Annotated in this window: 13 protein-coding genes and 2 pseudogenes; 8 read left to right on the top strand and 7 right to left on the bottom strand. The window is 43.0% G+C overall.

Translation table 11 applies throughout. The features are described from left to right. Positions 1-119: 119 nt before the first annotated feature. The 4 genes from JOE45_RS07015 (at position 120) to JOE45_RS07000 (ending at position 1,846) form a co-directional block, all read left to right on the top strand. Positions 120-341: a hypothetical protein gene (locus tag JOE45_RS07015; RefSeq protein WP_210020880.1), complete on the top strand. Its 222-nt coding sequence runs from the start codon at positions 120-122 to the stop codon at positions 339-341. A 1-nt stretch (position 342) separates the two neighbouring features. After that, complete coding sequence (locus tag JOE45_RS07010) at positions 343-594, top strand: type II toxin-antitoxin system RelE family toxin (RefSeq protein ID WP_245247229.1); 252 nt, start codon at positions 343-345, stop codon at positions 592-594. 284 nt (positions 595-878) lie between these two features. Beyond that, entirely contained in the window at positions 879-1,289 is a 411-nt protein-coding gene (locus JOE45_RS07005; RefSeq protein ID WP_210020882.1) for a hypothetical protein, read from the top strand. A 197-nt stretch (positions 1,290-1,486) separates the two neighbouring features. Beyond that, positions 1,487-1,846: a hypothetical protein gene (locus JOE45_RS07000; protein WP_210020883.1), complete on the top strand. Its 360-nt coding sequence runs from the start codon at positions 1,487-1,489 to the stop codon at positions 1,844-1,846. A 273-nt stretch (positions 1,847-2,119) separates the two neighbouring features. Here JOE45_RS07000 and JOE45_RS24140 read toward each other — a convergent pair whose 3' ends face one another. Both JOE45_RS24140 and JOE45_RS06990 read right to left on the bottom strand, forming a co-directional pair. Then, positions 2,120-2,248: a type II toxin-antitoxin system RelE family toxin gene (locus tag JOE45_RS24140; protein ID WP_210020884.1), complete on the bottom strand. Its 129-nt coding sequence runs from the start codon at positions 2,246-2,248 to the stop codon at positions 2,120-2,122. 120 nt (positions 2,249-2,368) lie between these two features. After that, positions 2,369-2,602 carry a hypothetical protein gene (locus JOE45_RS06990; RefSeq protein WP_210020885.1) on the bottom strand — a complete coding sequence of 78 codons (234 nt, stop codon included), beginning with the start codon at positions 2,600-2,602 and terminating at the stop codon, positions 2,369-2,371. Between the two features lie 401 nt (positions 2,603-3,003). Here JOE45_RS06990 and JOE45_RS06985 point away from each other — a divergent pair. Further along, a pseudogene (locus JOE45_RS06985) lies at positions 3,004-4,094 on the top strand (IS256 family transposase). Between the two features lie 554 nt (positions 4,095-4,648). Here JOE45_RS06985 and JOE45_RS06980 read toward each other — a convergent pair. Further along, a complete protein-coding gene (locus JOE45_RS06980; RefSeq protein WP_245246746.1) occupies positions 4,649-6,217 on the bottom strand; it encodes a methyl-accepting chemotaxis protein in 1,569 nt (522 codons plus the stop codon). Positions 6,218-6,617: 400 nt separating this feature from the next. On the opposite strand from JOE45_RS06980, the gene JOE45_RS06975 reads away from it, so the two are divergent. Both JOE45_RS06975 and JOE45_RS06970 read left to right on the top strand, forming a co-directional pair. Continuing rightward, complete coding sequence (locus JOE45_RS06975; RefSeq protein WP_210020886.1) at positions 6,618-7,079, top strand: SRPBCC family protein; 462 nt, start codon at positions 6,618-6,620, stop codon at positions 7,077-7,079. 756 nt (positions 7,080-7,835) lie between these two features. Beyond that, a complete protein-coding gene (locus JOE45_RS06970; protein ID WP_210020887.1) occupies positions 7,836-11,069 on the top strand; it encodes a DEAD/DEAH box helicase in 3,234 nt (1,077 codons plus the stop codon). 227 nt (positions 11,070-11,296) lie between these two features. On the opposite strand, the gene JOE45_RS06965 is transcribed toward JOE45_RS06970, so the two are convergent. Both JOE45_RS06965 and JOE45_RS06960 read right to left on the bottom strand, forming a co-directional pair. Further along, positions 11,297-11,650 carry an SRPBCC domain-containing protein gene (locus tag JOE45_RS06965; RefSeq protein WP_210020888.1) on the bottom strand — a complete coding sequence of 118 codons (354 nt, stop codon included), beginning with the start codon at positions 11,648-11,650 and terminating at the stop codon, positions 11,297-11,299. A gap of 77 nt (positions 11,651-11,727) precedes the next feature. Beyond that, a complete protein-coding gene (locus JOE45_RS06960; RefSeq protein ID WP_210020889.1) occupies positions 11,728-12,048 on the bottom strand; it encodes an ArsR/SmtB family transcription factor in 321 nt (106 codons plus the stop codon). A 378-nt stretch (positions 12,049-12,426) separates the two neighbouring features. On the opposite strand from JOE45_RS06960, the gene JOE45_RS06955 reads away from it, so the two are divergent. Next, positions 12,427-13,320 carry a sulfite exporter TauE/SafE family protein gene (locus JOE45_RS06955; protein ID WP_210020890.1) on the top strand — a complete coding sequence of 298 codons (894 nt, stop codon included), beginning with the start codon at positions 12,427-12,429 and terminating at the stop codon, positions 13,318-13,320. A 318-nt stretch (positions 13,321-13,638) separates the two neighbouring features. Here JOE45_RS06955 and JOE45_RS23470 read toward each other — a convergent pair whose 3' ends face one another. Then, positions 13,639-13,869 carry a GGDEF domain-containing protein gene (locus tag JOE45_RS23470; RefSeq protein ID WP_210023382.1) on the bottom strand — a complete coding sequence of 77 codons (231 nt, stop codon included), beginning with the start codon at positions 13,867-13,869 and terminating at the stop codon, positions 13,639-13,641. A 15-nt stretch (positions 13,870-13,884) separates the two neighbouring features. Continuing rightward, positions 13,885-14,861, bottom strand: a pseudogene (locus JOE45_RS06945) (IS110 family transposase). Between the last annotated feature and the right edge of the window lie 130 nt (positions 14,862-14,991).

The raw sequence follows: 14,991 nt of genomic DNA, 5'->3' as shown, positions 1-14,991 counted from the left end.
TATAGGAAATTGGCGCATTAATTAAATCAAGGAAGTTTATTCACGGGAGTTTATGGAGAAAAAAATAAAAATAAGATACAATATTATTAAACCCATGAATTGATTAGGAGGTACGATGGATGAGTGTACCTAACGATGAGTTGGAAAAGTTAATAAAGAATCTAAATGACAAGAATAAGGTTGTAGCTAAGAGCTTTTTATCATGGTTACTTGAAAATCAATTAAAGGACGATGACGTTCTATCTGAAGATGATATATTATCAATTAAACAAGCTAGATATGAGTTGGTGAACGGTGAAACTACTTCTTTGGAGGATTTAAAACGTGAGCTCGAATTATAAAATGGAATTTTCGAGTGAAGCAAAGAAATATTTGAAGAAGCTAGATAAACCTACAGTCCAAAGAATTATTATAGCACTAGAAAATCTTCTAATTGACCCATTTAATAATGCAAACACGAAGAAAATGAAGGGCTATGAAGGAGAATTTTATAGACTAAGAGTAGGGGACTATCGAGTAATATATGAAATAATAGATGATAGACTACTAATATTTATAGTCAAAGTCGGATCACGTGGAGATGTCTACAAATAATATACAACATGTTAACCTACCCTGACGAATGAAGTTAGGGTTTTTATTTTTTGAAGAATTATTTTGAAGGACTTATTCGAAGAAGGCGCCAACATCCTATAACACCGTATTCACGCGGTGGATCGCAAGCGACCCTTGGACTGCCCGAAGCAATTCAGGGAAGCAGATACAGGCAGACAACCCTGCACTGGCTAAGTCTGACGACCCGCCGCTATGCGGCTTAAGCCAGTAAGGGTTCGTGAATACAAGAACGTTATCTGAAATAATCGAATAAAGGTGAAAAGATGAAAACCATATCAAAAAAGAAAGTAACGAAAATAACTTTTGGGATAGTATTAGTTATATCTTTGGCAGTTGGTCTAGTTTACTATAATTTTAAGTTGTACTTACCTGATTTACCGGTTGAGGGTGTAACAAAAAAGCAAGCATATGAAAAGATCTTTAACAGATATAATTCAATCGTATATCTTAATAATGCAAATGGATATAATTGGTATATTTATCAAGGGAACCAGAAAAATGGCGGAACTGAACTGATTAAACAATTTAATACATTAGGATTTCGTTTTAAAGAGCAGATGGGTTCTGGATATGTTTTTATTAAAGATAACGGTAAAGTTGAATTAGTAGTTGAATCAGAGAAGTGGACTAGTAAATACATTATTTATCAAGTGCCTGATGAAGTTCAGTTATAGAATTTCAAAGAAGTCGATTTAACACCACATTCACCCTGCGGATCGGCTGAGGCCAATCCTTGGTTCGCCGAAAGGAAGTGGATTGGAGCGGGTTCAATAGCAAGGAAGCAGTAACCCAATAGGGTACGTGAATGTGAGAGACTTTATCTGAAGAAATTAAAATTCGGAGAGAATATACTGAAAACGGGAGAGAAATAATGACATTTTATATTGGTTCAATTGTTGTTACTGTAATTATTGGATTACTTTTCAAATACAGCAGATTATCTCATCCCTTTTCACGGGCGGTATTAATGTTGATCATTCTTAACGTTTTAGCAAACATTTGCCTGTTGGAGAATATATTCCAAAATCAAAATCCTGTTTTAAATGACGGAATTGGAATTACAAATAGCTTAGCTTATTTAATCATCGGTGAAGATGGGTGGTCACATGAATTATTTAAAGCAGCGTTTGATCAATCTATATTCATGACGATGATTCTTTTAGCGGTATATTTAATTCTCCTAATAACCGAAGAAAAGTGGCCAGGAAAGAAGAGAAAATCAGAAAGTTGATTCGATGAAGACGATTACTTCAGATAACACCGCATTCACGCATCGGGCCGGCTGACGCCGTCCCTTGGTCCGCAGGAGGCATTTTCGAGGAAGCAAATTCAGCGGACAACCCTGCACGACCTAACCGCATCGCGGCCGGAAACCCGTGAGGCTAAGATAAGAGCTATCTAAGCCTCACGAGTTAAGGTGGTGAGGGTTCGTGAATGCAAGAGACGTTATCTGAAACCGGTGCAAAGATATAAAAAATAAAGACACTTGCTGTCACAAGTGTCCCTAAGACTTATATACATCTCCACGCGAACCGACTTTAATAATCACAATAACTACTAAATCATTAAACAATGAATATACAACACGGTAAGAACCAACCCGAAGGCGAAACTGATTATCTGTTCCTTGCATTTTCTTAATATCTAATTCGAGTTTCTTGGATTTTCAGACAGTATTTTAATATGATCTAGGATTCTGTTTCGGATTGGTTTGTCAAGCTTTTGGATACTTTTAAGGGCATCTTTATAGAATTTAACTTCGTAATTCATGTTCAATATCCTTAAGGTTTATTAGTTCTCCTTTTTTTAAAGCTTCATGAGCGGCTTTAATGGCATTTAGGTCATCTTGAGTAGTAGGTTCATCATCAATCGGAATTTCTCTTTTATTGTGTTGAGTAAGACGTTCCATTAAATCAGTAACCAACTCAAGATCCTTGTCAGATAAGCGATTAATGAGGTCATTAATTCGATCTTTGCTAATTGCCATTAGGAACAACTCCCTTCAGAATCTAATTATAACCATTATAAAATTTTTAAGACATAACTAAAGAATGAAGACGGAATAAAGTTTTTGTAGGTATTTCAAGAAGGCACCGGCATCAGATAACACCATATTCACGCTGCGGACCTGATGGTCCTTGGTCTGCCCGAGGCACTTCGGGAAGTGGAATCAGGCAGACAACCCTGCGAACCTAACCGCGTCGCGGCCGGCAGCTATAGCTGCCCTAAGGTTCTCGGGTTCGTGAATACAAGAACGTTATGTGAAATCATTGCAATTGAAAGGATGAGATAATGATTGAATCTCAAGAGTCTGTAAAATACTTTGTGTAAACTCCTAATTCTATTAAAATAAAGGTAATAGAAAGGTTGGGGATTACACATGGGTTTATGGACAAAGGAACAACTGCGCCAGTTATCAGAGAGAATAAACTGGTAACGGCACAAGATGAGCAGAATGCCTTGAAGGATCTGTTTGCCGAGACGATTCAAGAAATGCTGGAAGCGGAAATGGATACGCATTTAGGTTACGACAAGCACGATGTGAAGAGTAAATAGACCACGAATAGCCGTAACGGAAAGAGTCGTAAAACGGTTACCAGTGAATATGGAGATCAGGAGATTATCATTCCTCGTGACCGTCAGGGGGAGTTTGAACCCTTGGTCGTGAAGAAGCATCAGTCGAATGTGACCAACAAGATTGTCCCCCTCATTAAAGAGTGGCAGAGTCGGCCGTTGCAGGGCGTATACTCGGTCGTATTTTTGGATGCCATTCACTTTAAAGTGAAGCAAGACGGGGCTATTGTGAACAAAGCTGCGTACATGGTGATTGGGATCGATTTGGATGGAAACAAGGATGTCCTAGGCATGTGGATTGGCGAGAATGAGTCCGCCAAATTCTGGCTTAGTGTGCTGAATGAGCTGAAAAACCGCGGTGTTCAAGATATCCTCATCACCTGTGTCAACAACCTAACAGGCTTCTCTCAGGCCATTTCCGCCTGCTACCCACAGACGGAAATTCAGAAGTGTATCATCCATCAGATTCGCAATTCGACTCGATATGTCTCCTACAAAGATCTCAAGAAAGTAACGGCCGACCTGAAGCCCATTTACAAGGCAACAACGGAAGAAGCAGCTTAGCTGAGCTCGATCGGTTCGAGGAAATCTGGGGAACGAAGTATCCGCTCATTATCCGTTCCTGGCGTAATCATTGGGATGAGCTGGCGACCTTCTTTAAGTACCCGCCTGAGATTCGTAAACTCATCTACACGACGAACATCATCGAGAGCTACCACCGTCAGCTTCGCAAAGTGACGAAAGGAAAAAGTATCTTTCCTTCCGATGAAGCCCTTCTCAAGATGCTGTATCTCTCAACGATGGACGTCGTCCGCAAATGGACGGGACGCGTACAGAACTGGGGACAAATGCTGCTCCAGCTGTCTGTATTCTTTCCGGATCGGGTAGGGCAACATTTACGTTAAAGGGGTGATTTCCCCCACCGGGGGAACACCATCTAAATGAGTTTACACAAAATTATTGACAGACCCAAACGAAACAATAGAGGATTTATATAAATTGAAAGAAAGCAAAGTAATTAAATTGCTTGAAAGAGTTATGAACATCTATTTTTCATAAGTCTTGTTTAAATAACGGGCGGTTTAATGCACAAACAAGCTTGTCGTAACGTGCCAAGCTTGTTTGTCGTTTACTATTTGTGTGCCAATTTCATCCAGGCTGCCCGTAGACGGAAAAGGTAAAAAACGCCGTCGTTGCCCTGCATGAAGCAGCACTTCATCAAGTTATAAAATGCCGACCAGATCCTCTTCTGTAAAGGAATACCGACAAAAAAGTTACCGTCTATCCCACCGACACGTCCGGCGGAGGATGAATATCAGAGGAGGTTGGCGACTTTACTAACTCGATATACCAACAGTATCATCCTAATGATTCACGACCACGATTCGAGTAGAGTTGGATTGTTTCTGTTCCGGAAGGCTAAATAAGTTTCGAAGAATGATGACCGGAACGAGCTTTTTCACTTAACTTTAAAATTGGATACCATATGATTCAAATCTTCTGCAAGTTTGGCGAGGGACTGAGCTGTAGCCGCTGTTTCCTGGCTACTAGCCGCCGCTTCTTCTGTAGCTGCGGAAATATTTTCGATTGAAACAAGTACTTCCGAGGATTGCGCTGCCTGCTGTTCACTTGCGGCGGCGATTTCCGTTACCTTTTGTGCAGAGTCATTTACCACGGCAATGATTTTCTCAAAAGCCGTACCGGTTTGTTGCGAGGTGAAAACACCTTCCCCGACAGCTATTACGCTCTGCTTTGTATTTTCCTGCATGCCTTTAATAATTCCAGTTATCTGCTTGGTAGCTTCACCGCTGCGCTCGGCAAGCTTTCTAACTTCATCCGCGACCACCGCAAAGCCCCTTCCCTGCTCTCCGGCACGTGCGGCTTCGATAGCAGCGTTCAATGCCAGAAGGTTGGTCTGTTCAGAGATATCGTCAATCACTTCGATAATTTCACCAATTTTGTTCGAGTCTTCTTCGAGCTTGGACATTTGTTGGTTGACCTGGTTCATACCGTCAATAGACGAACGAATCACTGTACCCCCGTCGTTTGCAATAGCTAACGTATTACTAGAAAGTTCTGCTGCCTGCTCAGCACTGATGGCTACCAAATTGATGGCTGCAGATAATTCCTTGAAAAGTTCACTCATGGTTTGAACGTCATTGGCCTGACTTGTAGTGCCGCTAGCTATCTCTTCGCTGCTAGCCGAAATTTGCTGAGAAGCTGCGGCGACTTGGCTTGCATTGTCGCTAATGTTTTCAATCATTTGCCTAAAGCTTTCTATTAATGCATTGAACGATTGAGCCAGGTCTCCAATCTCGTCTTTACTCGCAACATGGATTCGATTGGTAAGATCCCCACCGTTGCTGGCGAATTCATTTAATTTTTCGGTTACAATTAGGATAGGCCTTACGATCATCTTGGACAAAAACAGCGCAATCAGAATACCGATTATAATGACGGCACCACTGCTAATCAGGACAATCACATTTAGCGATTCGCCTTTTTTTACAGCTTGTTGTCCCGATTCTGTGGCAATTTCTTGAATGGACATAACCAGTTCTTGCAAAGTTCCCATAATATCCTCAGCCGTTTTTCGGTTTTGAGCCATTGCTTCAAGGGCTTTTTCCCTGTCGCCCTTTTCATACACTTGGATAACATCCCGGTCAACGGCATTTCCCCATGCTATGCTTTTGTCCACCACTTCTTTTACAATGTGTTCTTTATCATTTCCGGCCATAAGAGCTAATATTTTACCTTCTAAGTCCTGGCTCTGCTTTGTGTAGTCATAAAATTTGTCTTTCAGCGTTGCATCGCCGTACAGCAAATAACCACGCGTAACGGCCAAGCGCTCCGCCATGTTGAAACGCATCGTTTGCATATGTTCCAATTGCACAGAATCTACTGATGTCAATTGGTTCGTGAGTTGATTCATATTCCCTACGTTTGAAAGCGTAACTGCTGACATGCCAATAAAAACGGCCAACACGATCGCGAAGCCGAGCAAAATTTTCCCTCTGATCTTATTCATTGAATGATTTTCCCTCTCATTTCTTATTTGAAAACAAAACCAAGTATAATAATACGATCTAAGTTGCGCAACGAAAAGTTTTTGCGAGAGGCCGCAATTATTTGTTCGCGAAACCGCAACATTTAGTGCTTAACGAAAAAAAGGGGCAATGCAGGTCAATCCTATTCATCTTTAAAGCAAATTCAATATGCGTCTTCATTATGGAGATAACTTCAGGGAATGTGGTTAAATTAGGAAGATGCGCTTGTTTTAACATAAGGTGGAACATGGATTTTTAAAAAATGGTGTTGAATAAGTTAGTTTGGTATATCCGAGGTCATAAATGAGCAAATAATAAGAAATCATAGTATATGTATATCTATGATTTAAGGAACCTTGAACGATGAAAGGAGTAATCAAGATGGCAACCCTTAATCATATACCAGTTGTAAAAGCAGAAATGCTTATTCACAGATCAGTTGAAGAAGTGTTTGAAGCTTTTATCGACCCGGCAATTACTACAAAATTCTGGTTCACCAAAAGCAGCGGAAGATTAGAAGCGGGAAGGCATGTCCGGTGGGATTGGGAGATGTACGGCGTTTCTGATGACGTTCATGTAAAAGAAATCGAGCAAAACAAGCGAATTCAGATCGAATCGTCGGACAGTACCAGGGTCGAGTGGATATTTACTCCTCGAACAGATAACGAGACCTTTGTCACGATTACAAACTCAGGGTTTACAGGAAATGGAGATGATATCGTAAATCAAGCCATTGACGCAATGGGAGGATACACGATGGTACTCTGCGGGCTAAAGGCGCTTCTTGAGCATAACATCGTCTTGAATCTTGTAGCGGACAAGGCTCCTGACGCCCACGTTTAACGTTAAGAATCGACTTTTAGCTGTGGGAATGCATAGCCGAATTGCGAACTAGAGGTCTAACGGCGCGGCGACATCAGTAAATTCAGTGAGAACGGCTTTACCGCCGGAGGAACGTCATTGCAAACGTTGTGGCACCCAAAGGAGCTTCGCAAAATAGTTAACTACCAAAACGGCAGCTAAACCACTTGGGTACGGCCTGCCGTTTGTTTTTGGGTATGATTGTGTCGCTACATCCTATAACACCGCATTTACGCAGCGGCAGCTGACGCTCCCTTGGTTCGCATGGAGCATTTACGAGGAAGTGGAATTAGCGGACAACCCTGCATCACCTAAGAGCGGTCGCGCCGAGCCCCTTGGGCTTTAAGATGATGACGGTTCGTGAATACAAGAGAGTTAGCCGAAATATCTGTTGTGGGGTATTCGCCCCAATTGTAAAAGGCTCTGTTAAAGCTTAGTGTTGATTTTCCTTTGTTAGGCTAACGGAACAATTGTTAAATACTTATTATTAAGCTAGCGGGAAAAAAACCGTTTTTAATATACTCACTGAATCAACTTCCATAAAGAGCAGTTCGCTTAATGCGTTCTGCTCTTTGTTGCATTAACTACCAGGGAACGAGAGTAGAATAACAGAGTCAAGGCTGCCGATGTATAACGCCTGGCGGCCTTTCAGCATGGCGTTTCTGTGGATTTATGTTAACATATGAAAATAAACCTTTCCGGACATCTGATGTGAATTCAAAAGGAAGGATTGAAGTAATGAGCTTTCAATTGAATGATCAGGTCATTAGATTGTTGTGCGGCCGATTCTCTTATGAAGATGGCGAAGCCATCTACCAAGCTGGCAAAGTAACCTTTACTAGGGAAGATCCCGAAACATCAATCTACGAGGCGACGATCGAAGGAGAAAAGGCAATCATTCAAGTTTCCGTGGATTACTCGCGGGAGGAGCTCGATGCCATATGTTCCTGTCCCGTGTTTCATCCTGACGACCAATACTGTAAACATATCGCCGCCGTCCTCTTGAATATGAATGATTTTGGGATTGTTAATGGATCACCGACAGGTTCCCATTCCAGACCTTCTAAGTTTTCGGAAGATATGGAACTGACGAGCAGAATGCTGGAGCTATTTGACCACAAACCGCTGCGTCCAACCAGTGCCCGGCCTTTCTTCGACTCAAGGGAGATTCTGGATGTGGAATTCATCTGCAAGCCGGTTCCTTACAATGATAAGAAGTACCTGTTCGGTATTGAAATAAAGGTTGGAGCTAAACGATTGTATATCGTACAGAATGTAAGGCAATTTCTCAACCAAATAGATAAGAGAGAATCCTGTGTGATCTCCAAGCAATTCACTTACGATCCAAAGCTCCACAGCTTTCAAAAAGAAAATGATGCGATCATTCAATTGTTAATCCAAATCGTTGACAATGAACCCTTATATAATGAAGTAGAAAGACATGATTCCGATCGGTTGCTTATGATTCACCCTGCCTCATGGGAAGACCTTCTTTCATTGCTTACTAACGCTCCATCGGTAAAACTTGTGCACAGTGATAGCACATTTCATGGGATCTGTATATCGGACGAACCAATCCCGCTCGTCTTTGCGTTCGACCAATCAATGAGACAGGCAGAAGGCTATCAATTGGACGTACAAGGTCTAGATAGAATCACAGTTATGGAGCCCTACGGAGTTGTCATTACTGAAGGGAAGCTGCTGAAACCAACAACGGATCAGTACAAGCGTCTTTTGGAATTAAAGCAAATATTCGATGGGTCTCGTAAACACCAAGTATACATCATGCCGGAGCAAGTAGAACCTTTTATGGAAAAGGTAATCCCTGGTCTGATGAAGCTGGGCAGAGTCAGCATCGCCCAAGCTGTTTCAGATCGAATGGTGCAAACACCGCTAAAAGCCAACCTATTCTTGGATCGGGTGAAAGATCGGCTGCTTGCCGGATTGGAGTTTCAATATGGCGATATAGTCATCAATCCATTAGAAGCAAGTGGGCAAAAAGGCGTCGAGGGCCGACTACTCTTGCGGGACAGGGATCAGGAGCGACAAATTCTGGAACTTATAGAACAAAATCCCTTCATTAAGACGGATGGTGGATATTTTTTGTCTGACGAAGATGAGGAATACCATTTTCTGTACCATGTGGTTCCACAGCTGGAGAAGCTAGTACAGGTATTTGCAACATCAGCGGTAAAATCCAAACTGCACATTGGACATGTCCACCCGAAGGTAAGGGTCGATGTAGATGAACGAACCGATTGGTTGGAACTCCAGTTTGAGATTGAAGGAATTCCCGAATTAGAGATACGTAATCTCATTACATCACTCGAAGAGAGACGTAGATACCATCGGCTGCCAAGCGGAGCATTATTACCACTGGAAAGTTCCGAGTTTCAGGAAATGATCCATTTTCTAGATGATATAGGTATTCACAAGAGTGATGTAAAGGGGACAAAATTTCGTCTTCCGGTGGTTCACGGACTCCATTTGATAGATACCCTTCAAATGGGGAACACCGTCAGTTTAGGTAAATCGTTTCGCCGACTCTTGGAAAACATGCGCAATCCGGACCATCTGGAATTCCCGATTCCTGATGATCTCGCCCGTACACTCCGGGATTACCAGAAGTACGGTTTCCAGTGGCTGAAGACACTTGCCCACTACCGTTTCGGCGGCATCTTGGCAGATGAGATGGGTCTAGGCAAGACGATCCAAAGTATCGCTTTTCTGGTTTCTGTGCTGCCTGAAATTCGAGGTGTGGGAGTGCCGGCCATGATCGTATCGCCTTCCTCTCTCATGTATAACTGGAACAATGAGCTTAAGAAATTCGCACCGGAAATTCGAGTAGTGATTGCCGATGGCAGTAGAGAGGAGCGGGGCGGTGCTCTGCATGATGTATCCCAGGTAGACGTGATCATCACCTCTTACCCGCTTTTGCGCAGAGATTTTGCACATTATGCCGCTTTATCATTCCATACACTCATCTTGGATGAGGCTCAGGCATTCAAGAACCATAACACGCAAACGGCACAAGCGGTAAAGGCATTGAGGGCCCGGCACCGCTTCGCCCTCACAGGAACTCCTGTGGAAAACTCACTTGAGGAACTCAGGTCTATTTTCGATGTTGTGTTGCCCGGACTCTTTCCGGGCAGAAGGGCTTTTGGTGAATTAACCAGGGAAGCTGTGGCCAAACGGATCCGTCCATTTCTGCTTCGCCGACTCAAAACTGATGTATTGAAGGAGTTGCCGGAGAAGATCGAGTCTTTGCAAGCTTCCCGGCTTTTACCGGACCAGAAGAAGCTGTATGTGGCCTATTTGGCTAAACTGCAGCAGGAAACATTGAAACATTTGAATACGGACGGCTTTAACAAAAACCGAATCAAAATATTGGCCGGTTTAACCCGACTGCGCCAGCTGTGCTGCCACCCGGCCTTGTTCGTGGAGGGCTATGCAGGAAGCTCGGCCAAATTCGATCAGCTGATGGAGATGGTTGAGGAGTGCCGAAGCACGGGGAAGCGGATACTCGTTTTCTCGCAATTCACTGAAATGCTCGGCATTATCGGACGCGAACTTGGTTATCAGGGTGTGCCGTATTTCTACTTGGACGGGCAAACCCCTGCTCCCGAACGTGTTGAATTGTGTAATAGATTTAACGAAGGTGAGCGAGATGTATTTCTTCTATCATTAAAGGCCGGGGGCACCGGACTGAACCTGACCGGAGCGGACACCGTGATCTTGTATGATCTTTGGTGGAATCCTGCAGTGGAACAACAGGCGGCGGACCGAGCACATCGGATTGGGCAGAAGAACGTAGTCCAAGTGATCCGTCTGGTCACCCAAGGGACTGTGGAAGACAAGATGTATGAGCTCCAGCAGAAAAAAAAGAACTTGATTGATGAAGTGATAGAGCCGGGCCAAGACGGTTTATCTACCTTGTCTGAGGATGAAATTCGCGAGCTTCTGATGATTTAATAAAATGTCATAACCGATACTGGGGCCGTTGGTTTTATTTAGTGGTAATAAGGGAACAAATGGATAACAAGAGCATAACCAACCTAACGCCACGAGGCTGCCGCGATTAAGAATCGGCAGCCTCGTTCCGATAACAGGAGGGGCTGTTTTTTGAGAAAGTTAACTATTGGGTTAAGTTGGAGCTGGCTTCTGAAGCAGACAAATACATTTTGCACACGACGACGGAATTACTTCATTTCTTCCAGAAATTCCTCCAGACTGTCCCAAGTCGCGGTTATACCTTCGAGCATTCCCATATCCATTACGGTCTTGAGTGCATCGGCCGATGCGTACTCAGCGTGGTTGATCAGTTTCGTCTTGCCCTCATGTTGGACGAAGGTCAGCGTGATCAACGTCTCCGGCATTCCCTCAAGGAACTCAAACTTGCTAACCGATAGTGACCAACCTTTCGGCCCAAACCAGCGCTTTAAGTGTTCAACTTCCGAAAAAGCTTTAAAAACGAGCTCACGAGGTGCATCGAAAACGCGCTCCAGTACCAGAACATTATCTTCTACTTTCGATATCATTTTGTTTGTCGTCAATTCATTTTCCTCCTAAATAATAAATTATGTAGTTGTACAATTACTCCCAGCTAAGCTACTATGCCGTATCCCCGTTGTTACTTTCCTTGCAACTCACGTAAAAAATCGTCCAAGCGGTCGAATCTATCCTCCCAAATGGTTCGAAAGGAATCAATCCACTCGTCCAGTTCTAAGAAGGGCTGTGGCCGCAATTTATAGATGCGGCGATTCGCGCTTGGATGCACCTCAACGAGCCCGGAATCACTAAGTACACGTAGATGTTTAGATACCTGCGGCTGACGGAGCCCAAGTCGTTCGGCTATTTCTCCTACAGTGAGGGGACCGTCACGCAAAAGCTCGACAATGTGGAATCGGTTGGGCTCGGCAAGCGCACTCAAAGTTGTCATGTTCACGCCCATATAACATATCTCCTTTCCATCTAAATTTACACCTATAGGAATATTCGTGTGAAGGAATAATTAGCATCGAGAGTGAAAACCAGCTGATGTTTGTCAAGCACCTGAAGCTTGGTTAATGAGTAAAATGCTGCTATAGTGCTTTTAGGCATCACAAATAATCCTTCATTACTGTAGACACCAGAATCAAGTCCAGCATAGGCAACCACCCCTCGATGATAATGGCCGGTTGCTTCCAAAACGACGACAGGTTTCGTTCCCGAAAGCTGCTAAACATTTGAGGACAAGGACAAACCATTATAAATTATCCTTTACATCCGTATCAGAAGTATTTATAATTAATCACATAGATTTACTCGGGATTGAAAGCGGGGTTGTCTTATGAGAAAACTTATTATCTTCTCAATTATTGGTTTTTTTGCACAGTTGGTCGATGGGTCATTAGGCATGGGATTTGGAGCTACTTCCGCTTCCTTGCTTCTCTTCTTTGGTGTCGCGCCTGCTATTGCTTCTGCATCCATCCACATGGCGGAAATCGGTACCACGGCTGCCTCCGGAGCCTCGCATTTGTATTTCAAAAATGTTGACCGCTCGATTCTATTGAAACTTGTCGTGCCGGGTTCCATTAGCGCATTTGTCGGAGCAGCGTTTTTGAGCAGCATTCCTGGCGATACCGTTAAACCGTTTATCGCCGTCATGTTAACGCTTCTGGGTGTGTACATTCTTTTCCGTTTTCTTGGGAATATACAAACCTCCGAAAATGCCGCTATGCCGAAATATGCCAAAAAGTTTCTAATACCTCTAGGTCTGGTTGGAGGCTTTTTCGATGCAGTAGGCGGCGGAGGCTGGGGGCCGATTACAACACCTGCCCTTTTGGCCAAAAAAGGAGCATCTCCAAGAAAAGTCGTCGGAACGGTGGCAACAAGCGAGTTTGCAATCGCAGTATCCGCTACGCTTGGATTCTTATTATTTTTGGGCTGGGAGCAGTTCAATTTGATTTGGGTAGCAGCTTTTGTAATCGGCGGTGTAGTGGCTGCACCAATCGCAGCTTATCTAGTAAAAGTGATTCCGTCCTATATGCTTGGTGTGTTAGTCGGCGGGTTAATCATCCTTACGAACTTAAGAACGTTGATCCAATCCACCGGACTTCAATTAAATACCGCCCTTGTATACGGAGTTTTTCTATTGTTATGGGTAGTCGCAATTACCTATCAAATCCTTGTCAATAAATCACCAAAATCAGTGGAACAGAATGTGGAAACGGAGCTCGGATAAATAAAGCGAATGTTAGCTGAATCATTTATATAAAAGCATTTTTTAGAGACGACGTGTTTTTGTAGCCATGGCGTATTAATAAATAAAATTGAACAAACAAAAAGCAGATTCGACAAGCAGATCCTATTTTTCATTTCTTCGCAAAACTGGCTTTTGGGTAACATGTGTGATCAGTCATTAATCGGGAAACGATAGATCAATAAGTGGAACGGTAGTCTAGGACTTTATTATCACAGTCCCAGGCTGCCGTTATGTTTTATACTGCTTAGTTTTATTACTAGAATCGAAATAAAATAAAAAAGCCATCACTGATGATGGCTAAAATGTAACAACATGATTTCGACCATTCGCTTTGGCTTGATATAGTGCCTGGTCAGCCTTTTCAATTAAATGTTCTAATGATTCTTCAGTGTACTCTGTTATCCCTATACTAATCGTTATTGGAATAGGGTTACCATGATGTTCAAATTTAACATTTTGGATTAATTTTCTAAGTGAAAAATAAGCATGCCAAACAACCTCCCAATTTGAAACGCATTGGAAGGTTATACCACTAACTTTTTGTTATGCTGGACGGAAGGATTTCTTGCTTATTAAAATGGCATATAGCCAATGAACCAGCTTGTTCGCACACGCTACTAGGGTCACTTTGTGAGGCTTTCCTTCGGCTCTTTTGCGGTCATAGAAGTCTTTAATTCGAGTATTACGAGTACGGATTAGGCCACACTGTACGGCCATAATCAGGGCATATCTAAGCTGCCGGGAACCATGTTTGGTGATTCGATTTCGAGTTGCGGTGAACTTACCTGAAGCAAAAACACTGGGATCAATGCCAGCAAAGGCTACTAGTTTCTTTGGATGATCAAATCGGTCGACTTCTCCAATTTCCGATAAAATTGTTGCAGCAATTTTAGGTCCAATACCGGGAATCGACTGGATTTGGATTTAAGCGTTGTTGTGTCAGTTTGCAAAACCGAATGTGATGTTGGAAACTCGTTTAAAAAACGTAGTGAAACACTAGAATAGATAGCCCCAAAGACGCCTTTATATGCAGGGAAAACTTGATCCAAGACAGCCTGAAATTGCAGTTTTGTTTGCACACACATCTTTGAAAAGGCCTCATACTGCCGCGTCAGATAGCGCAGATTAAGCAGCTGAACGCCCCTTTTTTTGAAAGGTTCAAACTCTTCTCTATAGTGAAGCTTACCCAAAAGATAAGCATCAGCAGCATCCGTTTTTACTTTACGAAGATTGGATTTTCTAAGCCGATTTGAAATGAGCGGATTGATAACAATGAATAAATAGTGATGCTCCTCGAGGAACTGAACGACGGGGCTTTGGTAGTGTCCGGTTGCTTCGAGAATCAGCGTAGGACGATGTCCAGATGCATGCTCGACGTCCCGAATAACTTGAAGCAAGATCTCGAGTCCTTCTCGCGTATGCTCGAAATGAAATGTCCCTCTGTATGCTTTTCCACGATCTAAAAAAGCTTGTCCATGGCTTTCTTCTTTGATAATATCTAGCCCGATTACTGGATTCATCTGATCTCTCCCCTTGCAAAAGCTAACGTTGGGATCATTTGTAAAAATCCGTCCACAGTATCGATTATTCAAGGTCTGTACGATGGGAATGTCGATTTAGCGGATGCAGTTACGTGGTATGGAGAGATCA

The sequence above is a fragment of the Paenibacillus sp. PvR098 genome (assembly GCF_017833255.1).
Classification (GTDB): Bacteria; Bacillota; Bacilli; order Paenibacillales; family NBRC-103111; genus Paenibacillus_G.
This window is presented reverse-complemented; position numbering and strand designations above follow the sequence as displayed.

Bases quoted from the DNA above. Each gene is read 5' to 3' on its own strand.
- JOE45_RS07015 (WP_210020880.1), top strand. From the start codon at position 120: ATGAGTGTACCTAACGATGAGTTGGAAAAGTTAATAAAGAATCTAAAT.
- JOE45_RS07010 (WP_245247229.1), top strand. From the start codon at position 343: ATGGAATTTTCGAGTGAAGCAAAGAAATATTTGAAGAAGCTAGATAAA.
- JOE45_RS07005 (WP_210020882.1), top strand. From the start codon at position 879: ATGAAAACCATATCAAAAAAGAAAGTAACGAAAATAACTTTTGGGATA.
- JOE45_RS07000 (WP_210020883.1), top strand. From the start codon at position 1,487: ATGACATTTTATATTGGTTCAATTGTTGTTACTGTAATTATTGGATTA.
- JOE45_RS24140 (WP_210020884.1), bottom strand. From the start codon at position 2,248: ATGCAAGGAACAGATAATCAGTTTCGCCTTCGGGTTGGTTCTTACCGT.
- JOE45_RS06990 (WP_210020885.1), bottom strand. From the start codon at position 2,602: ATGGCAATTAGCAAAGATCGAATTAATGACCTCATTAATCGCTTATCT.
- JOE45_RS06980 (WP_245246746.1), bottom strand. From the start codon at position 6,217: ATGAATAAGATCAGAGGGAAAATTTTGCTCGGCTTCGCGATCGTGTTG.
- JOE45_RS06975 (WP_210020886.1), top strand. From the start codon at position 6,618: ATGGCAACCCTTAATCATATACCAGTTGTAAAAGCAGAAATGCTTATT.
- JOE45_RS06970 (WP_210020887.1), top strand. From the start codon at position 7,836: ATGAGCTTTCAATTGAATGATCAGGTCATTAGATTGTTGTGCGGCCGA.
- JOE45_RS06960 (WP_210020889.1), bottom strand. From the start codon at position 12,048: ATGGGCGTGAACATGACAACTTTGAGTGCGCTTGCCGAGCCCAACCGA.
- JOE45_RS06955 (WP_210020890.1), top strand. From the start codon at position 12,427: ATGAGAAAACTTATTATCTTCTCAATTATTGGTTTTTTTGCACAGTTG.